The sequence below is a fragment of the Leucobacter komagatae genome, from assembly GCF_006716085.1.
GTDB lineage: Bacteria > Actinomycetota > Actinomycetes > Actinomycetales > Microbacteriaceae > Leucobacter > Leucobacter komagatae.
Map to the genome: position 1 here is coordinate 1242611 of NZ_VFON01000001.1, position 23486 is coordinate 1266096.

General features: G+C 67.6%; 18 protein-coding genes. 5 read left to right on the plus strand and 13 right to left on the minus strand.

Annotation, left to right across the window (positions count from 1 at the left end; all coding sequences use genetic code 11):
- The first annotated feature begins 43 nt into the window (after positions 1-43).
- Positions 44-1396, plus strand: a complete 1353-nt coding sequence (locus FB468_RS05760) for a histidine kinase (protein WP_141886497.1) — start codon at positions 44-46, stop codon at positions 1394-1396.
- Positions 1397-1420: 24 nt separating this feature from the next.
- Here FB468_RS05760 and hflX read toward each other — a convergent pair whose 3' ends face one another.
- Positions 1421-3013 carry a GTPase HflX gene (hflX, locus tag FB468_RS05765; protein WP_211359089.1) on the minus strand — a complete coding sequence of 531 codons (1593 nt, stop codon included), beginning with the start codon at positions 3011-3013 and terminating at the stop codon, positions 1421-1423.
- Between the two features lie 103 nt (positions 3014-3116).
- On the opposite strand from hflX, the gene FB468_RS05770 reads away from it, so the two are divergent.
- Positions 3117-3758 (plus strand): class I SAM-dependent methyltransferase, encoded by a 642-nt coding sequence (locus FB468_RS05770; protein WP_141886498.1) that lies wholly within the window; start codon positions 3117-3119, stop codon positions 3756-3758.
- Between the two features lie 90 nt (positions 3759-3848).
- On the plus strand, positions 3849-6569 hold the full coding sequence (locus tag FB468_RS05775; RefSeq protein ID WP_170219637.1) for a helix-turn-helix transcriptional regulator: 2721 nt from the start codon (positions 3849-3851) through the stop codon (positions 6567-6569).
- A gap of 68 nt (positions 6570-6637) precedes the next feature.
- Here FB468_RS05775 and FB468_RS05780 read toward each other — a convergent pair whose 3' ends face one another.
- A complete protein-coding gene (locus FB468_RS05780; protein ID WP_141886500.1) occupies positions 6638-9403 on the minus strand; it encodes a DUF11 domain-containing protein in 2766 nt (921 codons plus the stop codon).
- A gap of 546 nt (positions 9404-9949) precedes the next feature.
- Positions 9950-10825, minus strand: a complete 876-nt coding sequence (gene dapF / locus FB468_RS05785; protein ID WP_141886501.1) for a diaminopimelate epimerase — start codon at positions 10823-10825, stop codon at positions 9950-9952.
- A gap of 144 nt (positions 10826-10969) precedes the next feature.
- Between dapF and FB468_RS05790 the strand changes: the two genes are divergently transcribed.
- Both FB468_RS05790 and FB468_RS05795 read left to right on the plus strand, forming a co-directional pair.
- Positions 10970-11302: a PadR family transcriptional regulator gene (locus FB468_RS05790; RefSeq protein WP_141886502.1), complete on the plus strand. Its 333-nt coding sequence runs from the start codon at positions 10970-10972 to the stop codon at positions 11300-11302.
- The gene (locus FB468_RS05795) at positions 11299-12423 is read left to right on the plus strand and encodes a permease prefix domain 1-containing protein (RefSeq protein WP_141886503.1); all 1125 of its coding nucleotides are present in this window, start codon (positions 11299-11301) and stop codon (positions 12421-12423) included. The genes FB468_RS05790 and FB468_RS05795 overlap by 4 nt, the downstream gene beginning before the upstream one ends.
- A 13-nt stretch (positions 12424-12436) precedes the next feature.
- On the opposite strand, the gene miaA is transcribed toward FB468_RS05795, so the two are convergent.
- The 10 genes from miaA to FB468_RS05845 form a co-directional block, all read right to left on the minus strand.
- On the minus strand, positions 12437-13375 hold the full coding sequence (gene miaA / locus FB468_RS05800) for a tRNA (adenosine(37)-N6)-dimethylallyltransferase MiaA (RefSeq protein ID WP_141886504.1): 939 nt from the start codon (positions 13373-13375) through the stop codon (positions 12437-12439).
- A 1-nt stretch (position 13376) separates the two neighbouring features.
- Positions 13377-14912 carry a tRNA (N6-isopentenyl adenosine(37)-C2)-methylthiotransferase MiaB gene (miaB, locus tag FB468_RS05805; RefSeq protein WP_141886505.1) on the minus strand — a complete coding sequence of 512 codons (1536 nt, stop codon included), beginning with the start codon at positions 14910-14912 and terminating at the stop codon, positions 13377-13379.
- Between the two features lie 47 nt (positions 14913-14959).
- Complete coding sequence (locus FB468_RS05810; RefSeq protein WP_170219638.1) at positions 14960-15637, minus strand: regulatory protein RecX; 678 nt, start codon at positions 15635-15637, stop codon at positions 14960-14962.
- 78 nt (positions 15638-15715) lie between these two features.
- On the minus strand, positions 15716-16780 hold the full coding sequence (recA, locus tag FB468_RS05815) for a recombinase RecA (RefSeq protein ID WP_141886507.1): 1065 nt from the start codon (positions 16778-16780) through the stop codon (positions 15716-15718).
- Between the two features lie 251 nt (positions 16781-17031).
- Positions 17032-17253 (minus strand): DUF3046 domain-containing protein, encoded by a 222-nt coding sequence (locus tag FB468_RS05820; protein ID WP_141886508.1) that lies wholly within the window; start codon positions 17251-17253, stop codon positions 17032-17034.
- 3 nt (positions 17254-17256) lie between these two features.
- Positions 17257-17580, minus strand: coding sequence for a helix-turn-helix domain-containing protein (locus FB468_RS05825; RefSeq protein ID WP_141886509.1), 324 nt, complete (start codon positions 17578-17580; stop codon positions 17257-17259).
- A 186-nt stretch (positions 17581-17766) separates the two neighbouring features.
- The gene (locus tag FB468_RS05830) at positions 17767-18402 is read right to left on the minus strand and encodes a CinA family protein (RefSeq protein ID WP_141886510.1); all 636 of its coding nucleotides are present in this window, start codon (positions 18400-18402) and stop codon (positions 17767-17769) included.
- Positions 18395-19000, minus strand: a complete 606-nt coding sequence (gene pgsA, locus FB468_RS05835; RefSeq protein WP_141886511.1) for a CDP-diacylglycerol--glycerol-3-phosphate 3-phosphatidyltransferase — start codon at positions 18998-19000, stop codon at positions 18395-18397. The genes FB468_RS05830 and pgsA overlap by 8 nt, the downstream gene beginning before the upstream one ends.
- Positions 19001-19067: 67 nt before the next feature.
- Positions 19068-21965 carry an FtsK/SpoIIIE family DNA translocase gene (locus tag FB468_RS05840; protein ID WP_141886512.1) on the minus strand — a complete coding sequence of 966 codons (2898 nt, stop codon included), beginning with the start codon at positions 21963-21965 and terminating at the stop codon, positions 19068-19070.
- Positions 21966-22048: 83 nt separating this feature from the next.
- Entirely contained in the window at positions 22049-23404 is a 1356-nt protein-coding gene (locus FB468_RS05845) for a M23 family metallopeptidase (RefSeq protein WP_141886513.1), read from the minus strand.
- Between the last annotated feature and the right edge of the window lie 82 nt (positions 23405-23486).

The window sequence follows — 23486 nt, forward strand, 5'->3', positions numbered from 1 at the left end:
AGCATCCGGGGGAAGCAACGCGTATTGAGAAACGAGTGACCCTATGTCTCCCTCCACCACACCGAGCGGCGCAGTCCGAGAGGTCGGCATCGCCGACATTTTCTTCTCCGTCACTGACCGCAAGGGCGTCATTAAGCACGCGAACCAGTTGTTCGTCGATTTCGCGAAGCTCGACTGGCAGACGCTGTCTGGGGCGCCGCACTCGATCATTCGGCACCCGGAGATGCCCGCGGGTGTGTTCTACGCCATGTGGTCAGAGCTGCTCGCCGGGCATCCCTTCGCGGGCCACATCACAAACCTCGCGGCCGACGGCAGTGCATACTCGGTGTACGCAACCGTCACGCCACTCGGCGACGACAGCTACCTGTCCGTACGGATTCGCCCGATGGATGAGGCGTCGGCTGAGTTCGCGAACGGGGCATACGCGAAGGTCGCTGAGTACGAGACAGAGCTGCGCCAGGCTGGCATCGGGAGGCGGTCGGCCGCTGAACAGGGGGCGAACCGCCTGCTCGCCCTCATCAGCGCCGCGGGCCACGAGTCGGTCTCCGCGCTGCAGCGGCACACGCTCCCGCGAGAGATCGCTCGCCTCGAGCGTCGGGCGGCCCCGATCCCAGAGCGCCCCGGCGCCACCGGCGAGGTAGGCGAGCTGCTCACCGCGGTTGGCGCGGTCAATCGGGCGCTCACCTCGTGGACGGGCGAGCAGCACCGGCTCGCAACACTCTCAGAGTCGCTCAGGCGCATCGGGAAGGAGTTGCGCTCAGAGCTCGAGAGCGCGTCGACTGGCGTCGCGCGGCTCAGCCAACTTGCCTGCGAACGAGTCGTGCCGAAAGAACTCGTCGAGCCGCTCGCCGTGTGGACGCAGATGCAGGAGCTCATCGGGACGTACATCGACGGGCTGCTCCGCGTACTGAACGAGCTTGACACCAACGGGATGGAGCACCGGTTCAGGGTCGCGCTCGCAAAGCTTCACACCCGCATGCTCGCCGCGTTCGCTGCCGAAATCATCGACAACCCCGAGAGCGAGACGAGCGGCCGGCAAGCAGCCATCGCGCTGTCGCAGGCGCTCAGGCTGGGGCTCTCAGCGATGATCGAGCAATCCCACTCGCACGCCGACCTCACGGCCCGCTCCGCGGCCACGATCACGCGGTCCGTCGAACTCCTGGCCATCCCCCGGGAGCTGCTGCTCGCCTGGCGACACGAAATCGACTCGGTCGAGCTGCCGCGGTCAGCGCGGCGGATCGCCGAGCAGATCGCGGACTCGGCGAACCGGCTCGGCGCCATCCTCACCGAGCTTCGAGGCATCGTCGACAAGTGCGGCGAGGTCGGGCTCGGGGCCGACCCGGCAGCGCTCAGGCCGCTCATCGCGCGGGTCGAGGCTCACACCGAAGCGCTGTGACGAGCCTGCGCTGACGAGCCCGCGCTAAACCAGGAAGGCGTCGAGCTTCGCGAACATCTCGGGCGTGACGAACGCGTGCACCCGCGTGCCCGCCTCGTCGTACTCGAGTTCGAGCACGCGGTTGCGCTCGTGGAGCTCGGCGACGAGGTCACCGCGATCGTAGGGCACGACGACGGTCACCTCACGGTCGGGGGTCGGGATCGCGGCGTCGATCCGCTCACGCAGCTCTTCAAGCCCCTCGCCCGTGCGAGCGGACACGAAGACGCCAGTCGGGGCGAGCCCGTGCAGCAGCATGCGGCGCGAGTCATCGATGAGGTCGGCCTTGTTGAACACAACGACCTCGGGGATGCCCTGAGCGTCGACCTCGGCGATCACGTCGCGCACGGTCTTGATCTGCGCCTCGGGGTCGGGGTGAGAAGCGTCAACCACGTGCATGATGACGTCGGACTCGCCGACCTCTTCAAACGTTGAGCGGAACGCTTCGACGAGCTGGTGCGGAAGGTTGCGCACGAAGCCGACAGTGTCCACGAAGGTGAAGCTTCTGCCATCCTGCGTCTCCGAGTGCCGCACGGCGGTGTCGAGCGTCGCAAAGAGCTGGTTCTGCACGAGTTCTTGCGTGCCGGTCAGCCGGTTGAGGAGGCTCGACTTGCCCGCGTTCGTGTAGCCCGCGATCGCGACCGACGGCACCGCCCCGCGTTTGCGGTTCGCGCGCTTGGCCTCGCGCGCTGGGGCGAAGCCTGCGATCTGCTTGCGCAGTCTGGCCATCCGGGTGTTAATGCGCCGGCGATCCAGCTCGATCTTCGTCTCGCCGGGGCCGCGCGAACCCATGCCCGCACCTGCCGCACCGACCTGGCCACCAGCCTGTCGCGACATCGACTCGCCCCAGCCGCGCAAGCGCGGCAGCAGGTACTCGAGCTGCGCGAGCTCGACCTGCGCCTTGCCCTCGCGGCTCTTCGCGTGCTGGCTGAAGATGTCGAGGATGACCGTCGTGCGGTCAATGACCTTCGCGTTCACAACGTCCTCGAGCGCGCGCCGCTGGCTCGGGCCGAGCTCGTCGTCGGCGATGACGGTGTCGGCTCCGAGCGCGCGCACGAGCTCTGCGAGTTCCTGGGCCTTGCCCTTGCCGAAGTAGGTTGCCGGGTCGGGGTTCGCGCGCCGCTGCAGCACGCCGTCAAGCACGGTCGCGCCGGCGGTCTCTGCGAGCGCCGCGAGCTCACGAAGCGAGTTCTCAGCCTCGTCGAGCGACTCTTGCGCGGACTTCGCGCGGGCAGAGCTGTAGACGCCGATCAGCACGACGTTCTCGAGCCGCAGCTGCCGGTACTCGACGTCGGTGACGTCTTCAAGCTCGGTCGACAGCCCGGCAACGCGGGTGAGCGACGCGCGATCCTCACGATCCATCTGGATCCCGTGGTCGCCATCATCAAGGTCGTCGTGGGCTGAACTGCCGAGCGCCTGGGCCTCCGACAGGTCGCGGATAACCGAGGCGCCCGCGCCCGCGGCGCGGCGAAGCACCCGCTCAAGCGGATCGTCGCTGGTTCCCTGCGCGAGAGCGTCGGACTGCTGGGGCGAGGTGACGTGCTCAGTCTCGGCCGTCACGTCATCGGTCTTGTCGTTCATGAAATCACTCATCTGATTCCCAAGTGTACGGTGTGGGGCTCTCACAGGCACGGTTGTTCGCTGCGGGCGCGCTTTGCCCGTGAACGCTGGGATACTTGACAGCGTGAACCAGCACTACTTCTCAGAGACACCGGCCGGCGATTTCACTCCCCGCGAGATCGAGGTCGAGCTGGCGGGGGCCGCGCGACGCGTGCTCACCGCGGGCGGCGTCTTCAGCCCCGAGCACCTTGATCAGGGCACCGCGACGCTGCTCTCGGCACTCCCGGGTCTCACCGAGCTCGATGTCGTCGCTGACGCGACCGACGTGCTGCCCGACGCCGCCCCCATCCTCGACGTCGGCTGTGGTTGGGGGCCGATCGCGCTCGCGGCGGCTCTTGAGCACACCGATCGCGAGGTCTGGGCGATCGACGTGAACGAGCGGTCGCGCGAACTCACGAGGCGTAACGCCGAGCTGCTGGGCCTCGCAAACGTGCGCGTCGCCGCCCCCGAAGAGGTGCCGGCCGATCTCGCGTTCGCGGAGATCCGCTCGAACCCGCCGATTCGGGTGGGTAAGGAGGCGCTGCACGGCATCCTCACCGCGTGGCTGCCGCGGCTCGTACCCGGCGGCGCGGCGTACCTCGTCGTTGCGAAGCACCTCGGGGCAGACTCGCTGCAGCGGTGGATCGCGGAGTCGTTCGACGGTTTCGAGGTCGATCGCGCAGCGCGGAAGAAGGGCTTCCACGTGATTCGGGCGATCAGGGACTGACCTCGCCGCTGCCCCTGCTGCGCGGGAGCCTGTGTGTCGCCTACGCGGCGTATGATGCAGCTCAGAGGACCACCTGGGAAGGGGGCGAGCATGCCGCGTACTTCGCGCCCGAGCGCCCCACTCGCAACGCTTCGCGAAGCCGAACTTGACGAAGCGTGCCTCGCGCTCGCTGAGCCCGGGGCAGTCCTGCTCCTTGTCGGGGAAGCAGGGGCGGGCAAGCACGTGCTCGCCCAGCAGGCGATTCAACGCGAGATCGTCGGAGGAGGCGTCGCGAGCAGCCCGACGGTAGTGGCGCTCAACGCCTCGACGACGGTTCAGCAGATCCCGTTCGCGCTGCTCCGAGGGGTGCTCCCCCAAGCTGATGTTGCTGCCCCCGCTGACATTCCGGATGCGGCGGCTGGCTATGCCGCCGCCGTCGCCGCGTGGCCCGGAAGAGCGCCCGGGACGATCTTTCTCGTTGACGACGCCGACAGCGCCGACGATCTCACCCTCCAGGTCATCGCGGCGCTCGCCGGCGAACCAAACTATCGCGTGGTCGTCACCGCCCGCAGCCTCGCCGCGCTTCCCTTACCAATCTCGCAACTCCTCCGAGAGAAGCCCGCGACGATCATCGAACTCCCGCCGCTCGATCATGATCAGTCTGCGGGGCTCGCGTGCCATCTGCTCGCCCCGCACGCCGTGGAGGCTGAGACCATCAGCCGCCTTCACCGCGCGAGCGGCGGCAACCCGCTCTTCCTCACCGAACTCGTCGCGAGCCTGCAGCGGTCTGGCGCGCTCACTCGGTTCGACGACCTTGTGAGTTGGACGTCCGACGCCGATGCCCCGGCGTCGCTCCCCGAGTTCCTCGTACGTGAGCTCTCGCGCACCTCCCCTACGACGAGGTCGGCGCTCCTCACCGTCGCCCTCGCCGAGCCTATCCCCGCCGCAACGCTCGCAGACCTTGGCGACATCGCGACGCCCGACGCGATCGACACCCTCCTCCACCACCGCGTGCTGCGTGAGGATCTCGCGCCCGACGGCTCTGCGCTGCTGCGTACGAGCAACCAGCTCATCGGCGATACCGTGCGGCAGGCGATCCCGGCCGGGCAGCGCATCAGGCTGCTCCGTCGAATCTCCGAGACGCTCCCCGCCGAGCTTGAACACGCGCCCGCCGAGACACTGCTGCGCGGCGCGGTCGTCCTCCTTGACGCGGGCCGGCTCCCACCGACCCCGATCATGTGGCGCGCGCTCAACCTCGCGACAGCGACGAACAACTATAGGCTCGCTGTCCGCATCGGTCGGTTGCTCGGCGGCGACCAGAGCCTGAGCGAGCGCGACCGCCTTGAGGCGACGACGGCGCGACTCACGGCAGCCCGGTTCTCCGGCGTCCCTGAGTTCCTCAACGAACCCGATTTGCTCCGGGCCCCCGCGCCCGAGAGCGGGTGGGCGAGGTCGCGCGACGGCGACCTCGCGACGATCCTCCCCGCGCCCGGGGACTCGGCCGACACTATCCTCTCTCGCATTCGACTCGGGCTCGCGCGCGCCGACGTGCTCCTATACCGAGACGACGATGTCGCTGGGGCGCGAGCGATCCTCGATCACCTGCGCAGCGTCCATTCCGACCCCGGCTCCGTCGCGCACGAGCTTGTCGTCAGCGGATCGTACGTTCGGCTCGCCTACGCGGGTGACTTCGCCGCAGCGCGTGCGCTCCGCGAGCTGCCCGGAGCGCCGCGGCGCGCTCCGGGCGCGATCCCGATCGCCGGGGCCGACATCCTCATCTCGAGCCAATCTGGCGACCTCCGCGCGAGCCGCGCGACCGCCCGGCATTCCCTGCCCGCCGCGCTGTCGCGAGCAGCTGAGTACCCCACTGCCGGGGGTGAGATCTTTGGGGCGCTGTTCATGAGCGAGGTTCTCCACGGCCAGGTCACGAGCGCGGCTCGACTGCACCACGCGCTGCTGCGCAGTGTCGAGCACCCGACCGCCGCGTACCGAGAGGGCACAGGGCTCATCGGGGTGATCACGGGAACGCTCGCACTCGTCGAGGGCCGGTGGGTCGACGCGACCGCGGAGCTCGGGGCGTCGGTCGAGGCGCTCAACCATTCGGATGGCACCGGTTTCCTTCCCGTCGCGCTCGCCGCTCGCGCCCACGCCCTCGCTGCTGGAGGCCGCGCGGCCGAGGCCGCAGAGACCCTCTCTCAACTCGAACACACGTCGCTGCGGGCGAGCCGAGTGTTCGAGGGGCCGATCAGGCTGGCATCGGTTATGGCACGCCTCTGGCTCGAGGACCCGGCCGCCCGGGACGCCGCGGAGCTTCTCGCGGACTGGGCCGGTGAACGCGGTCTTGCCCTCATCGAGCTGCGTGCGCTCCAGCTCGCAAGCCTCACACCCGACCCAGTCTCCCCCGCCTTGATCACGCGGGCCGAGCTGCTCCGCGACCGGATCGATACCCGCTTCGCCGGTGCGCTCGCGACCGTCGTGCGTGAGCGCGCGGCGGGCGGGCCCGTGGTCGACACTCCTGCTGTTCGCAGGCTCGCGCGGCACGGCGTGCTGGCACCGTTGCGCTGGCGAGTGCAGCTCACTCCGCGGGAACGGGAGATCGCGGGCCTCGCCGTGCTCGGCTACCAGACCAAACGCATCGCGGCCAAGCTCAGGATCTCGACGCGAACCGTCGAAGCGCACCTCGCCAGGGTCTTCACCAAGCTCGGTGTCAACGACCGCGAGGGGCTATCGCTCCACCTCGAGCAGCGCGGTTCGCTCTGGGAGCCGACGCGCTCGACTGTCTTCCCGGAGGACGTCACCGGCGACTTCACCGTCGAGGAGGGGGAAGAGTAGTACGGGTCGCGCCACACGCGTGTGGGCCCCGGAGCGCATCGTCCCGGGGCCCACACGCGGCGCAGTCGCTAGCTCTTCGTCACTGATCCGTGCCTGCGGAGACGAAGCAGCGACAGCACCGCCCCTGCCACGAGCAGGCCCGCTCCGGCGAGGCCGAGCGTGCCGGGCCCACCGCTACCGGTATCGGCGATCCGTGCCGCGGGGGCCGGCGCCTGCGCCGCAAGCGGCGACGGCTTCACCACGGGCTTCGCAACGGGAACCACACCGGTTGGCGGCTGCGTCACCGGCGGCTCCGTCACTGGCGGTCGGGCGTTGCAGTCGGGGGTCGCCGGCGGGTAGACCGTCGTTGCGGCGGCCGTCGGGTTGATCCGAATCTCGACGACGGTCTCGCCCCGAAGGTTGTAGAACGGTGCCGCGGGGTCCTCGAACCAGGTCCCGTCGGCGCGCTGCGTCCAGCCCGGCCAACCCGTCGGGTCACCCGCGGCATCGACCGTCGCTCCCGGCCAGAGCACCGAGCCGGTGAGCGGTTGCCCACTCACCCAGCCTGCCGGGTACGGCAGGGTCTCCACTTTCGCGGCCCCATCTGCCATGATCGCGGCGTGATCTGCGGCCGCGATCGAGGCGTCACGCGCCGCGTATGCCTCGGGCGACCACCAGATGATGGAGATCGGAAGGCTCTCGGGGTCGCTGATGCCTGCGGGGGTCACCGAGTAGTTGAACCACGGGGTGTCGTTCAGGCACGCCGCCGCTCCGGCGACCTCAACGCTTCGCACCGGGGTGGTCGCCTCGCCGCAGTCGTTGCCCGGGTTCGAGTCCCCGGATCCTTCGCTTGGTTCTTCGCCGCTCACTTCCCGGGAGGTGGCCAACGCGCTGTCGCCGCGTACCGCGATCTCTGGCTCCGGCTCGGCTGCCGCTCCGTCACTCGTCACACAGGCTCGGTTCACGAGCTCACCGTTCTGCGGCGCCGCGGTGACCATCGCGTCGAAGGAGATGACAGCCTCGCCTGAGAACGCTCCGGAGTAGGACGCGGTGACGGTCGCGCCACCGTCGACGATCCAGCCGTCCGGAGCGCTCACACCCCCTGCGAAGGCGAGGCCGGTGGGCAGGGCGTCAGTCACCGTCGGGTTTAGCGCTTCGTTGGCGCCGCTTCCCGATACCGTAAGGGTGTAACGAATCGTGTCGCCAACCTCAGCGACTCCGTCGTCGACCGTCGCTGCCTTGGTGAGCGCGAGGTCGAAGTCGGCCTGTGGACACGGCACGATCTCCACCGAGACACTCGCCGTCACTTCGCCGTAGCTCAGGGTGACTTCGTAGTTACCGGCGCCAGCGGTGTCGATCATGATCGACCCTTCAGCACCCGCGCCCCGGACTATCTGTGCGGGCCTGGCAACGCCGTCCTTGCTGACTGTGAGCGAGTAGTCGCGCCCGACCACCGTGTCTTCGAAGAACACCTCGAACTGGGTCGGCAGGGTGCCGCCGAAGGCGAGGCACTGGTCGGCGATAATGCGCAGCTCGGGTTCAGGGTCGGGCTCCGGGTCCTTGGGCGTCTTGCAACCGTTGTTGTAGATCGCCTGCCCTTCCTCGTCCCAGTTCTGCCCAGCAAACTCGTGCGTCACACCAGCCTCGACATACGTAAATGGGGGAATGATGTCCCGGCCGTCCTGATGCCCGACATGCCCGTTCAGGTCGCCGCTCTTGTCAGGTGAGTTCTCGACCCACTTTCCGTCAGCACCCGTGGCATGACAAATCGTCACCTTCTCCTTCGGCGGGGTCTCGGGGCACGGCTTCACCACGACCGACTTCGTCCCGGCCGATTCACTGTCGGCAGCACCCACCCGAGACACCGACACCACATACGCACCGACACCCGTCACCGGAACCGACACCGACATCGACACCCCCGACGCCGTCACCAGCGGCAGCACCACCGGCTCACCACCGTCCTTCGCAACTGACACACGGTACTGCTCACCCGCCGTCAGCTTCGACAGGTTCGCCATCATCTCGGCTGGAACCACGCCATCAGTCGCCACACACTGCGTCACTTCAAGGGCCACAACAGGGGTCTCGTACTCGGGATCGGGGTCGGGAGTCTTCGGGGTCTTGCAACCGTTGTTGTAGATCGCCTGCCCCTCCTCATCCCAGTTCTGCCCGGCGAACTCATGCGTCACGCCAGCCTCGACATACGTGAACGGCGGAATAATGTCCCGACCATCCTGATGCCCGACGTGCCCATTCAGGTCGCCGCTCTTCGCGGGCGAATTCTCAACCCACTTCCCATCAGCACCCGTCGCATGACAAATCTCTACTTTGTCCTGGCCGCGCGCGGCCGGGGCCTGACGTTGCAGGGTGGTTGGGGTTCCCGGGTCAGCGGTCGACTGGTTTGTCGTCGGTGCAGGGGCCGCTGTTGGGACGTCCGGGACCTGATCACCGGCTGCAGGTTGCTCCGAGGCGGGAGCCTGAGCTGGTGCCTGCTCCACCACTGGCGCTGGGGCGGCAGGAGGTGCCGAAGCTTCGGGGGCCGCGGGAGGCTCCGGCTGCGGCGCGGGCTCCGAAACCGCTGGCTCCGCGGGGGCGGGCGCAGGCGCTGCCTCGGGAGCCGGGGCGGGCGCGGGCGCCGTCGAGGGCGCCGTCGCTGGAGCTGGCGCGGGGGCACCCGCCGGCGCGGCTGCGTCACTGCTCGGCGTTGAGTTCGCTCCCGCGTCGTCTGCGAAGGCGGCGATCGGCGTCGGACCAACTGCCAGCGCTAGTGCCGCAATAAGGACGAGCCAGAACCGGCCCGCCCTCGGTGTTGCGTGTAACCCACCGGGTTCTCGGCGAGATGTCTGAAACATGATCGGGATCCGATTTCGCTCACGGAGACGCGAGCGGCGCCCCCACTGCCAAATGGGTTCAGCACGTTGCCCGGCCTCCCCCGACGTGAGACCCGACGGGCCGCGCGCCACCGGCCCGGGTCCCCCGCAACGGTGCGGATCCTGAGCGCGGTAGGTGCAGGATATTTTTGAGGTGCCTGGCAGCACATCCGTAGGAAATACCTACTCGCCGTTTGGGGCGCTCAGCCGAAGCTCGTGCGCACAACACAGCCTGCTGCGCGGGAAGCGTTTCTTGCGGGCCCGAGGGCCAGATTCCGGGTCGGGAGGGGCTGCGTTCGACGCTCCGAGCCCTCCGTTCCCACTCAAATAATCCGGTCCACCCCAAGTTCGACAGGTAATTGGGGTGGACCGGATTATTTGGAGCGGACTGGAGTGAGACCGACCAGGAATGAAGCCAGGCGAGAGCGAGAGGCATCAGGCGCGGCGTGACTAGACAGGCCGCAGCAGGCCCAGCCGGGCCGGAGCCTACCCGGGCACGGCGGTTGCGCGGTGCGGGGGCAGCCCGAACTATGGGAGGTCGATCGTCCCGCTGTAGACGAGCTCGGCGGGGCCGGAGAGCGAGACGTGCTCGCCCTCTTCCGTCGCGAACATCCTGACCCCCAGCTTCCCGCCCGGGACAGCCACGCTCCAGCTGTGCGGCATCTGGTCGCCACCCCAGTGGCGGAACGCCAGTGCCGAAGCCGCAGCACCCGTTCCACACGACAGGGTCTCACCAACGCCGCGCTCAAAGACGCGCATGCGGATGTGGGCGACCCCGTTCACAAGGAACGGCTCAGCGGGCACAACAAACTCGGCGTTCGCACCGTCTGCCGGGGCCGGATCGAGCGTGGGCTCCGCCACGAGGTTGAGCCCTTCGAGCTCGGATTCGTCGGCCAGCACGGTCACGACGTGGGGGTTCCCGACCTCGATACCCAGCCCGGGCCGTGCCACTTCGAGGCCCGAGGCCTGCACAAGCCGCTCCTTGCCGAGCCGCCACCGTCCGAGATCAACCGTGTAACCAGCTGCTCCGATGAGTACATCACGTACACCGGCGCGGGTTCCGAGCGGAAGCGTGTCGCTCCGCTCTGGGGCGACAAGCCCCTCGGAGATGAGGTAGTGCGTGTAGACCCGCACCCCGTTGCCGCACATCTCGGCGACGGTACCGTCTGCGTTCCAGTAGTCCATGAACCACTCGGCCTCGGGCTCGGTCTCAAGGATTGCGGCGCCCTCGGGGATCGAGCGTGACCTCACTGCACGGATCACCCCGTCGGCTCCGATTCCGAACCTGCGATCGCACAAGAAACGAACCCGCTCGGGAGTGAGATCTACCTCGCCGTCGGGGTCTGTGAAGAGCACGAAGTCGTTGCCCGTACCGTGTCCCTTGGTGAATGCGAGTGTGGTCATGTCGAATCTCCTTGGGCGTTCGCGCGGGCGTTGACGAATACGCTACAGCATGCCCCCACCAAGAACGCTTGACGTACTACGCCTCACGTAGTACGTTTATCGCATCATCGGTTTAGTGTGTACGACTCCGCGAAGGAGGCAAGCATGATCGGCGCCGACGCAATCCGCGGCTATGTCGACCTCATGGTGCTGTCACTCCTGCGCTCCAGGCCTTCCTACGCCTACGAGCTCGCACAGCAAATCGCTGTGGTCGCGGGAAACGACTACGCGATCAAGCAAACGACACTGTATTCAGCGGTGAAGCGGCTTGAGGCTGCGGGGCTGGTGACGTCGTTTGCCGGTTCGTCCGACTCCGGGAAGCCGCGCACGTACTACCGAATCGCCCCAGCGGGCACTTCCCATCTCGAGGAGAAGCTTGCAGAGTGGGAAATCACCAAGTCCGTCGTCGACCGTTTCGTCAAAGGAGCGTCCTCGTGAACATCATCATCTCCTACCTCGACACCATGTTTGCGGCCTACCCGCCGAGCCCGAAGCTCGTCGAGGCACGGGCAGAACTCCAGGCGATGATGGAGGACGCATACGCGGCGGCAAAGTCGGCTGGTCTGTCTGAGAACGAGGCCGTCGGCAAGGTGATCACCGAGTTTGGAAACCTCGACGAGCTCGCGCCAGTGCTCGGCATTAGCCGGGAGATCTCGCCGGAGCCCCAAGCACAAGCCCAAGCACAGCCCCCGACACACGCACAGCCCCAGGCGCAAGGCCAGCCCCAGCCGGCGACCGCAGCCCCGCAACCGACCGCCCCACAGCCCGGCCCACCCCTCGGCAGGGCCGCGAAGCACCCTCCCCTGTCGCTCGACGAAGCCGCCGCGTACGGGGCGGCGCGCCACGAGGCCGATTCACGGCTCGGTCTCGCTGTCGCCCTGCTCGTGTCTTCCCCGGTCGCCCTCATTGTTCTCACAACCCTGGCTGAGCGCCTCGGCTCGCAAGACGGCGAGGGCGTTGCCGGCTTCATCGGGATCCTGATCCTCGCGGCCTGCGTCGCCGGCGGCGTGTTACTTCTGGTCGGCCGCGCGCAGAAGCTCACTCCGTTCACTCGAATCACCCGCGGCCACTTTTCCGCGGGCCCAGACGTCATGGCGTGGGCCAATACTCTCGCCTCGAATGAGGCCCCTCGCCGAACAGGGCGACTCCAGATCGCCATTGGGCTGTGGGTCTTCGCGCTCGCGCCAGTGGTCGGCGCAGGCATGCTCGCCGACGGCTGGGGCGGACTCGGCGCGGCGTGCGCCATCCTGCTGGTCGCCACGGGCCTCCTCGTCTTTCTCCCCGCGAACTGGGCGGCGAGCGCTGCGGAGCGGATCAGGCAGCGAAGTTTGGTCCCGTCCGACCAGCTCGCCCGCGAGGAAGAAACCTCAATCGTCGGGGCCATCGCGAGCATCTACTGGCCGCTCACGACCCTTGTCTACCTCTTGTGGAGCTTCCTAGGGAACGCGTGGGGAAGCTCGTGGATCATCTGGCCAATCGCTGCCGTGCTCTTCGGCGCGGTTGCCGCAGGCTTTGGGTCTTGGGAGACGTATCGCGCCGCGAAACGCGAGGAGCGCTAGAAGAACTCCGAGCTCAGTCCCCCGCAACCGCCAGGTCGAGCGCGCCGCGGTCCGGCCCCGCCGTCTGGTCAATCCAGGTCACACCCGGGTAGCGCTTGAACCAGGAGACTTGGCGCCGCGCGTAGCGCCTGGTGAGCGCCTGCGTCTCGGCGATTGCCGCAGGTTCCGTCAGCTCACCGCGCAGTTGTGAGAGCGCCTGCGCATACCCAATTGCGCGGCTCGCGGTTTTGCCCCGCTCGATCCCGCGCGGGATCAGGGCACGCACCTCGTCGAGCATCCCGTCCGCCCACATGCGCTCCACGCGCCGGTCGAGCCGCTCGGTGAGCACGGTGCGCTCGCTCGTGATTCCGAGGATGCGGGTGCTCTCGTGAGACTCCCCCGCGACCCAGAGTTCGGGGTCGCTCGGGAGAGTCACGCGCGCGTCACCGCCCAGGAGCGCTACCTCGAGCGCCCGGATGACCCTGCGGGGGTTGCGACTGTCGACCGCGACCGCGGTCTCGGGGGCGAGCTCAGCGAGGCGGGCAAGGAGCGGCGCGATGCCACGATCCTCGTGCTCGCGCTCGAGCGCCGCCCGGGTGGCTTCGTCGCGCGGCGGGAACTGAAAGTCGAAGATCACACTCGAAACGTAGAGGCCGGAACCGCCAACAAGGATCGCGTCCGCTCCCCCGCCAAGGATCTCCGCGATCTGCGCGCGCGCTGCCGGTTGGTAGCGCGCGACAGTCGCTTCCTCGTCGGGCTCGAAGGCGTCGAAGAGGTGGTGCGGGATGCCGCGTCGCTCACCGACCGGCAGCTTCGCTGTGCCGATGTCCATGCCGCGGTAGAGCTGCATCGCGTCGGCGTTCACGACCTCCGCTGCGCGCCCGTCGCGCGCAGACAGGCGCTCCGCCAGGTCGAGCGCCGCCTCAGATTTTCCTGTGCCGGTGGCGCCGACGACGGCCCAGAGTGTCGGCACCCTACGTTCCGATGCGGAGCGTCGGCAGGCCGAGGTTGACGGCGCGGCCCCCGGTCGGCTCGCCGGCCGCGGGTACGCCGCAGCTGTCTGCCTGCCTGCGATCCCACGCGTCACCGGCCCGCGTGCGCCTGACAGCGTAGAGGGTCGTGTCGTCAGCGATGATGAAGTGCGGCGCCGCGGCGGTGACGGTGGTGGTCACCATGTCGCCGGGGCGCGGCTCGTCGCCGCCCTCAGGGATCGCGAAGTGCACGAGGCGGTTATCGGCGGCCCGGCCCGAGAGCCTGCGCGTCGCGCCGTCCTTGCGCCCCTCGTGCCCTTGCACGAGCACCTCGACGGTCTCGCCAATCTGCGCCTGGTTCTCCTCAAGCGAGAGCCGCTCCTGGAGCGCCTGGAGTCGCTCGTAGCGCTCCTGCACCACTGCCTTCGGCACCTGATCGGCCATCGTCGCGGCGGGCGTACCGGGCCTGATCGAGTACTGGAAGGTGAACGCGCTCGCGAACCGCGACGCCTCGACGACCCGCAGCGTGTCTTCGAAGTCGGCGTCGGTCTCGCCGGGGAAGCCCACGATGATGTCGGTGGTGATCGCGGCGTTCGGGATCCGCTCGCGAACCGAGTCGAGGATGCCGAGGAACTTCTTCGAGCGGTACGAGCGGCGCATCGCCTTCAGCACTGTGTCGGAGCCCGACTGGAGCGGCATGTGTAGTGACGGCATCACGTTCGGGGTCTCGGCCATCGCCGCGATGACGTCGTCGGTGAAGGCCGCCGGGTGGGGGCTCGTGAAGCGCACCCGCTCGAGCCCTTCGATCTCGCCCATCGCACGGAGTAGCTTGCCGAAGGCCTGCCTGTCACCGAACTCGACGCCGTAGGTGTTCACGTTTTGGCCGAGCAGTGTCACCTCAACGGCGCCGTCGTAGACGAGCGCGCGCACCTCGGCGAGGATATCGCCGGGACGCCTGTCTTTCTCCTTACCGCGGAGTGACGGAACGATGCAGAACGTGCAGGTGTTGTTGCAACCCACGGAGATCGAGACCCAACCGCTCGAAGCAGAGTCACGCTTCGTCGGCAGGGTCGACGGGAACACCTCAAGCGACTCGAGAATCTCGACCTGAGCCTCTTCATTGTGGCGCGCGCGCTCGAGCAGGGCGGGAAGCGACCCCATGTTGTGGGTACCGAAGACCACGTCAACCCACGGGGCCTTGTCGACGATCTCGCCCTGATCTTTCTGGGCGAGGCAGCCACCGACGGCGATCTGCATACCTCCTCGTTCACGCTTCACCGAGGCGAGCTGGCCAAGGTTGCCGTAGAGCTTGTTCGCGGCGTTCTCGCGGACGGCGCAGGTGTTGATGACGATGACGTCTGCGTCTTCCGGCACGTCCGCAGCGACATACCCGGCTGCCTCGAGCGAGCCAGAAATGCGCTCGGAGTCGTGCACGTTCATCTGGCAGCCGAGGGTGCGAACCGTGTAACTGCGGGCGGTCCCGTCGGGGCGGACCGCCGCCGGCGAGGGATCGATCGTGAGGGCTTCGACGGTAGGCATGGCAACGATTCTACCCGCGCCGCCCGAGTCTCAAGAACTCGGACGACTCAGCGGAACCTCACGGTGCCGCGGCCACTGCCGGTACCGTCGAGCGCCTCACGCGCGGCCCTGGTGGCACGTTCGCCAGACCAGCCACGCCTAGCGAGGAAGCCGAGCAAGCGTCGCTCAGCGGTCTGCCGGTCGAGCCCCGCCATGCGGCGGGCCCGATCGCGGGCCGTCTGCGCGAGCAGCTCAAATTCGGCCTCGTCGTCAAGGTCGGCGAGCGCAGCCTCGATGGCAGCATCGGGCAGGTGCCGCTCGCGCAGCTTCTGCCTGATGCGCGCCTTACTCTCGCCCTTTGCATCTCGAAGCTTCGTCGCCACGGAGCACGCGAGCCCGGCGTCGTCGAGGTACAAGGACTCCTCGCACGTCGCCACGGCTTCCTCCGCGTCAACCTCGGGGTGACCCGCAACAACGAGAGCCCGCTGCAGTTCGCCACTCGACAGCGGCTTCCGGGCGAGCATCTTCACCGCGTCTTCGTAGGCCGTGGGACCCTCGGGCTCGTCGCCAGAGTCCACTGACACCACTGGACCGCCATCGGCAGGCTCGAAGCTAGGCTCAACGGCCGCCACGAGGCGTGGGCGATGGTTTTCAGCCCTGCCGTCGCTCTCGGCACCAGCCGAAGTTTCGGGCTCGGCCTCAGCCTCAGCCGCGGGGCGGCGAAGCCGACTGCGAAACTCGATCACCTCGGCAAGGTCTCCCCGGTCCTCTCGAGGCGGCCGCGGCCGCTCTTCGGGGGCCGGGAGGAACCTGACGGCCATCGGCTACGCGCTCGCAGCCAGGTTCTCGCCGGTGTCGGCAGCCTCGGCCGCAGGCGCCTCTTCCTCGGTACGGCCGTTGACGCCGAGCTTCGTCAAGATCTTCTCTTCGATCTCGAGCGCAATCTCGGGGTTCGCGATGAGGAAGCGGCGGGCGTTTTCCATGCCCTGGCCGAGCTGGTCACCCTCGTAGGTGTACCAAGCGCCACTCTTCTTCACGAGGCCGTGCTCGACACCGTAGTCAATGAGCGAGCCCTCGCGCGAGATGCCGGTGCCGTAGAGGATGTCGAACTCCGCCTGCTTGAAGGGCGGCGCCATCTTGTTCTTCACGACCTTCACGCGCGTGCGGTTACCCACGGCCTCCTGGCCGTCTTTCAGCGTCTGGATACGGCGGATATCGAGACGCACCGAAGCGTAGAACTTCAGCGCCTTCCCGCCCGAGGTGGTCTCGGGGCTGCCGAAGAAGACACCAATCTTTTCGCGCAGCTGGTTAATGAAGATCGCGGTCGTCTTGGTCGAGCTCAAGCTACCGGTGATCTTGCGGAGCGCCTGCGACATGAGGCGGGCCTGGAGGCCGACGTGGCTGTCGCCCATCTCACCGTCGATCTCGGCCTTCGGCACGAGCGCCGCAACCGAGTCAACGACGACCAAGTCCACTGAGCCCGAGCGAATCAGCATGTCTGCGATCTCAAGCGCCTGCTCACCCGTGTCTGGCTGGGCGACGAGCAGCGCATCGATGTCAACGCCGAGCTTCTTCGCGTAGTCGGGGTCAAGGGCGTGCTCAGCGTCGATGAAGGCAGCGATGCCACCCGCACGCTGAGCGTTCGCGATCGCGTGCAGCGTCAGCGTTGTCTTACCGGAAGACTCGGGGCCGTAGATCTCGATGATGCGGCCGCGAGGCAGCCCGCCAATGCCGAGCGCGACGTCGAGCGCGACCGAACCGGTCGGGATGACCTCGACCGCCTGGCGCTCCTGGCTGCCCATGCGCATGACAGCGCCCTTGCCAAACTGACGATCGATGAGTGCGAGGGCTGACTCGAGTGCCTTTTCGCGGTCTTTGGGTGCTGCCATGATGACTTCCTTCGTATTCGCGCGGGCGTTCCGCTGATCTGCTGCCTACCGACTGTCACGACACCGAATGGCGGTGCTGACAAGGCTGGGTAGTTCCCGTGCTCTAGACCCTAGATCCGGCCACCGATATTGACGCTCGGCTGCGCGAATCTGAGGGCAACTGAGCCCGGATAACTACCTGTGGACGAAGATAACATCCTTCGAACACATATTCGAATACGGCGCGACGGCGTGTCGCACTTTGAAGCCAGTTACTCCCGCGGGTCACTCAGCCCGCGACCGTACCTGCGGGCCTCAGGGACGTCGAATTCGGCGCAGAGCGCCTCCCACACCAGCCGCGGCTCAACGCCACGGGCCAGCGCGTCATCCGGCGTCGACCCAAGGCCCGCAAGCCAGTAGTCGCGCAGCAGTACACCCGAATGGGCTTCCCCAAACTCTTCAGCGACCGCTGCACGGAATGCGCGATGGCGCATCCGCTAGCGGGTGACGAGCTCGGAGCCGTAGCCCGACACGAGTTCGACGGGAACGGTATCGGGAACCCGGCTCGGCATGGGCAGGGACAGCCCCTCCACGATCGCGAGACGCTCACTCACCTCACCCAAGATGACCGAGAGCGGGGTGTCGAGCGCATCCGCGACGGCGGCGAGAATCTCACTCGACGCTTCCTTCTGCCCGCGCTCGACCTCACTGAGGTATCCAAGCGCGACGCTTGCATCACCGGCAACCTGACGGAGCGTGCGCCCCTTCTGCAGACGGAAGTCGCGAAGCACATCACCAATTTCTTGACGCACCAGCAGCATGTGCAACCTCCTTGAATCTGCACGACCCCTTGGTCGTGCATGTTACTTTACCCGGCAATCACCATTTCGGCGCTTGCCGCCACTCATTGTGACAATGGGAACAACCAAGAGACTACCCGCACTATTCCCAACATTCCCTGAACCTGAGTCAACTCCACTCAGGTTTCTTTAAATTCTCAGGTTGCTCTAGGAATCCTGGGAGTGAGCTGGGTCGATATTGCCAAGCTCGGCAAGCAGTACCTCGAGCGCCGCGCGCACGGTCTCGCGGCGAACCGCCTCCCGTGTTTCCGCAGACGAAAGCCCGAGGCTCACAGCGCGCTCCCCCGCGGCCGAGCTCACCCCTACCCACACCGTTCCGGCAGCCTGCCCCGTCTGCGGGTCCGGGAGCGGGCCGGCAACCCCGGTCGTCGAGATGCCAATATCTGCTGGCCCGGTCACCGCGCATGCGTCGCGCACGCCGCGTGCCATCTGCTCAGCCACTCGCGGGTCGACCGGCCCGCGCTCGGCGAGCAGGCCCCCGTCAACACCGAGCACGCTCGCCTTGAGCGCGGTGTCGTAGGCGACCACGCCACCGCTGAAGGCCTGGGACGCACCCGGCACGTCGACGATTGCTGCCGCGAGCATGCCCCCGGTGAGGGACTCCGCGGTTGCGATGCGGACCCCGAGGCGCGATGCGAACCTGACGACCTCGGCGGCGAGGTCACCACTCCCACCGAGGTCTCCACCGCCCGCGAGGCTCGCGCTGCCAGCGAGGTCACCGACAGCAGTCCCCGCATCAGCGGAGCCTGGGCCCTGCTCGCCCGAGGGGGTCGCCTCAGGCATTCTGCGCAGCCCCGTTTCGCCCGCGCACGAAGGCGAGCACGTAGTCGATGCCGCTCGCGATGGTCAGCACGACCGCGATCGTCATGGTCACGATGTTGACCCAGGTAAACACGGTGCCGACAGCGCCGTCCATGTGTGCGAGGGGGGTGAGCGCCAGCGCGATCGCGACCGACTGCGCGACGGTCTTCAGCTTGCCCATCCAGGCGGCCGCGACAACGACGTCGCTCGCGATCATCAGGCGGTGGATCGTGATCCCGATCTCGCGGACGAGCACCACGGCGACGACCCACCACGGCAGTTCCGCGAGGATCGCGAGGCCGACGAGCGCGGCGCCCGTGAGCGCCTTGTCCGCGATCGGGTCGAGGAGCTTACCGAGGTCGGTGATGAGCCCGCGTGACCGCGCGAGGTATCCGTCGAGGGCGTCTGTCGCGATCGCGACGACGAAGAACGCCGCGGCACCCCACCGCATCGCGGCGTTGTCACCGGACGCGAGGAGCAGCCACACGAAGAACGGGGTCGCGACGATGCGGGCCGCCGTGATGATGTTCGGGGCGTTCCAGTTGCTGGGCTTGGCGTGCTCGACTGCCTCAGTGTTCATGGGCCCACTCTACTGCGATACGCCAAGGTGCCGCGCGGTCGCGCACGGCACCCGACGGCCGGGGACGCTAGTCGCGCCCGGTGAGCTGCCAGGCGTCCTCTGACCCTTCATCGTCGTCATTGTCGCCGTAGTCGTAGGCCTCGGGCGCCGCCGCCTCGCGCTGCGCGAGCGGATCGTTGTAGCGGTCGTCGCCGCCCGGGATGATCACGTCGGTCGCCGCGTCACTCGACGGTGGATCAAATCGAGCGGGATCCTGCTGGGCGGGCTGCGGAGCTGACGGGGCCGCTTGGGCTGGCGCCGCTGGTGCTTGCCCGAAATCGGGGGAGCCACCGCCGCCACGGATACGGTTCAAGACCTCGCCGAGCTGCTCTGGCGCGACGAGCACGTCACGCGCCTTGGACCCCTCGGACGGGCCGACGATATCGCGTGACTCCATGAGGTCCATCAGGCGCCCGGCTTTCGCGAAGCCGACGCGCAGCTTGCGCTGCAACATCGAGGTCGAGCCGAACTGCGAGCTCACCACGAGCTCAATCGCGGCCACGAGCACCTCGAGGTCGTCACCAATATCGGCGTCGATCTCCTTCTTCTCGGCAGCCTGAGCGACGTCGGCGCGGTACTCGGGCGTCGCCTGCTCCTTCACGTGCTTCACGACGCGGGCAATCTCGGCCTCGTCGACCCACGCGCCCTGCACGCGCATCGGGCTCGACTCGCCGTTGAGCAGCAGCAGGCCGTCGCCCTGACCAATCAGCCGCTCAGCGCCGACCTCATCGAGGATGACTCGTGAGTCGGTGCCGGAGGCCACGGCGAACGCGTACCGGCTCGGAACGTTCGACTTGATGACGCCCGTGACGACGTTCACCGAGGGCCGCTGGGTAGCGAGCACGAGGTGAATACCGGCGGCGCGGGCGAGCTGGGTAATGCGCTGGATCGAGTCTTCGACGTCACGCGGGGCGACGAGCATGAGGTCTGCGAGCTCGTCGACGACGACGAGCAGGTAGGGGTATGGCTTGAGCTGACGTTGGCTGCCCTCGGGCAGCACGATCGAGCCCTCGCGCACGGCCGCGTTGAAGTCATCGATGTGACGGAACCCGAACGACGCGAGGTCGTCGTAGCGCATGTCCATCTCTTTCACGACCCACTGCAGCGCCTCGGCGGCCTTCTTCGGCGCCGTGATGATCGGGGTGATGAGGTGCGGCACGCCCTGGTAGACGGTGAGCTCAACACGCTTCGGGTCGACGAGCACCATGCGCACCTCGGCCGGGGTCGCGCGCATGAGCAGGCTCGTGATCATCGAGTTGATAAAGCTCGACTTACCCGAGCCCGTGGCACCGGCGACAAGGAGGTGGGGCATCTTCGCGAGGTTCGCGAGCACGAACTCGCCCTTCACGTCTTTGCCGACGCCAATCGTCATCGGGTGCGTATTGCGCTGCGCCTTTGTCGAGCGGAGCACATCGCCGAGTGCGACGTTCTCGCGATCCTTATTCGGGATCTCGATGCCGATCGCGCTCTTGCCCGGAATCGGAGACAGGATACGAACCTCGTTCGACGCGACGGCGTACGAGAGGTTGCGCGAGAGCGCGGTCACCTTCTCGACCTTCACGCCCGGGCCGAGCTCGACCTCGTACTGGGTGACCGTGGGGCCACGGGAGAACCCGGTCACAACGGCGTCGACCTTGAACTCTTCGAACACGCGCGCGACGGCGGCCATGATCTGCTCGTTCGCTTCGCTGTGCGTCTTGGGCGGTGCACCGGCCGAGAGCAGCGCCTGCTCGGGGAGCGAGTAATCGGCATTCGCCGCGGGGTCATGGGGCGGCGCGACTGCGAACTCACGCGTGGCGACGACGGGCTCGGGCTCCTCGACGGGGTCTGCGAAGCTATCGAACGAGTCGTCGCCGAGGCCAGAGCCCCGGCCCGTGCGCGCGGCGGCCTGGTCGACGCCCTCGAGGCCCGCGAAGACGTCGGCATCGAACACGTCGGTCTGGGCTTCGTCAGCGAGCGCGGACTCGAAAGCACCAACCTGCTCGGCCTCGCTCGACGCGAGCACCTCTTCGATCGCCGACGGGTCGGGCAGGTAGTTCGGATCTTCCTCGCGGCCGGTCGAGTTTCGACGCCACCAGGGCAGCTCGCCGTCTTTCTCGTCGGAGTGGTCGAACAGCTCGCCCGATTTGTCTGCAGCTTTCTTCTTCGAGGCCTTTGGCGTCGCCTCCTGATCCCGCTCCTCGGGCGCGGGCGCACCAAAGAGGTACGCGTAGCCCTCGCGGATACGGTGCCCGATGCGGCTCGGCGGGGTCTTCGTGATGATAAGCAGCGAGAATGCGAGCAGCAGGCTGAGCACCGGCACTGCGACCCAGACTGTCGCGAGGTTCAGCGGGGCGCCAATGAGCCAGCCGAGCAGCCCACCGGCCTCAGCGAGGCCGGGCATGCCTTCGCGCGGCTTCGGCGCGCCGCCGAGCACGTGCGCGAGGCCAGACGCGCTCGCGAGCGTAATGAACAGCCCAATGGCGATGCGCCGGTTGTCGTTCACCGTCGACGGATTATTGAAAAGCCAGAGCGCGAAGCCGCCCATGATAATCGGCAGCCCGAACGCGATGCGGCCAAACAGCGCGCCGAACGTCCAGGTGTCGAGCTGCGTCGCCACGGGGTTACCGATGAGGAACCACTCGATGACTGCGCCCACCACGGCGAGCAGCACGAGCAGCATCGGGAAGCCGTCGCGTCTGGCCTCGGGCTCAAGCGCCTCCGACCGGAACGCGCGGGCCCCCGCGCCGACGGCGTTCGCCAGCCCACCCCAGGCACGCACGATAAAGCTCTCGCGCTCGGTCTCAGCCATAATCACTTTCGTCGTCGCCGAGGTGCGGGTACTCCCCCTCGATGAGCCGGTGCGCGTTTGGGCACCCTTCGAACGGGAACTCTGCGAACCGGTGGATCGCGTAGAGCTCCCGCCCGACGAAGCGTTTTTGGCCATGTGAATACGGTACAAGCCACCGCCGACAATGGCGGTACGGACCGCGGCGTGCCCTCAGACTGCCACCGCCCGGTCGCTCCGGGCTACATCCAGACCCCGCGGTTCGCCATGAACGGACGCGGGTCTTGCGGGACACCGCCGACCTTCGTCTCGAAGTGGAGGTGCGGCCCCGTCGAGTTGCCCGTGCTGCCAACGTACCCGATCACCTGGCCAGCGACGACGTTCTGCCCGTAGACAACCGAGGGGGTGTACTGCATATGGCCGTAGAGCGTCGAGACGCCGCCGCCGTGATTGATCTCGGCCATGTTGCCGTAGCTAAACTGCCCTGCCCAGCCAGAGAACGAGACCGTGCCACCGGCAGCCGCACGGATCGGCGTACCCTGGCCGATCGCCAGGTCCATGCCCGTGTGGCCGTAGTAGCCCCACCACTCGGTCGAGACCCAGTATCCGCCGCCGAGCGGGTTCGTCCAGCCGCCCGGAGTCACCTGGCCACCACCGTTGTTCCCACCGCCCGTGTTGCCACCGCCGGTATTGCCGCCGCCAGTGTTGCCACCGCCGGTGTTGCCGCCGCCGTTGTTCGCGGCCTCTTCCTCCTGGGCCTTACGGATAGCCTCCTGGCGCTCAGCCTCGATCCGCTGGCGCTCCTGCTCCTCGAGCACGAGGCGCTCCTCGTAGCCCTTGGTGGTCGAGGTGGTCTTGTCCTCGAGCGCCGCGAGCTGCTGCTCCAGCAGTTTCTGCTGCTTCTCCTGCTCAACCTGCTGGTTGCGCGCGGCGTCGGCGATCTCAGCGGCGCGCTGCTGGTTCGCCTCCGCCTCCTTCGCGAGCTTGTCGCGCTCCTCGCGCGCGGAGTCGGCCTGCTCGCTGAGCGTCTGTGCTGAGTTCATCGCGCGCTCGGCGGTCTGCCAAATGTTCGTGTTGCGCTCGGTCGCCTTCTCGGTCTGCGCGAGGCGATCGAGCAAAGCGTCGGCAGTGCTGCCGTCTGATTCAAGGAAGAGACTGAGGTTGCGGTCGACACCGCCCGAACGGTAGATCTGGGAGACAAGCGCCGCCGCCTGCTCAGACGCCTGCTTGGCCTCGGCCTCGCTCGCTTTCGCCTGCGTGTCGAGGGCCTCGACGCGGGCCTGCGCGTCACGCAGCTGGCTCGCGGCCTGGTCGAACTTCACGGACGCTGCCTCTGACTCGGCGCGCGTCCGTTCGACTTCCTGCTGCACCTTGACCAGGAGATCCTTAATCTCGGTGACCTTCGCGGCGGCCGCGGCCTCGTTCTGCTTCGCCTTCTCGACGTCCTGCCAGGTCGGCAGGTCGGAGACAATCGCGTGCGCGGGCGACGCTGGGCCGAGCCCAACGCCTCCGATGAACACTGCTCCCGCTGCGGCGAGCCCCAGTGCGAGACCGGCCTTTCGGCGCAGGCGCAGGCGTGGCTGTGGCTTTCTCGTCATCGCGACTTCTCGCTTCCTTTCGAGTCGTGCTGCAACCGGCGTGAGGCGGAAACAACCAATCCACCGTAATTTACCAGCTGAG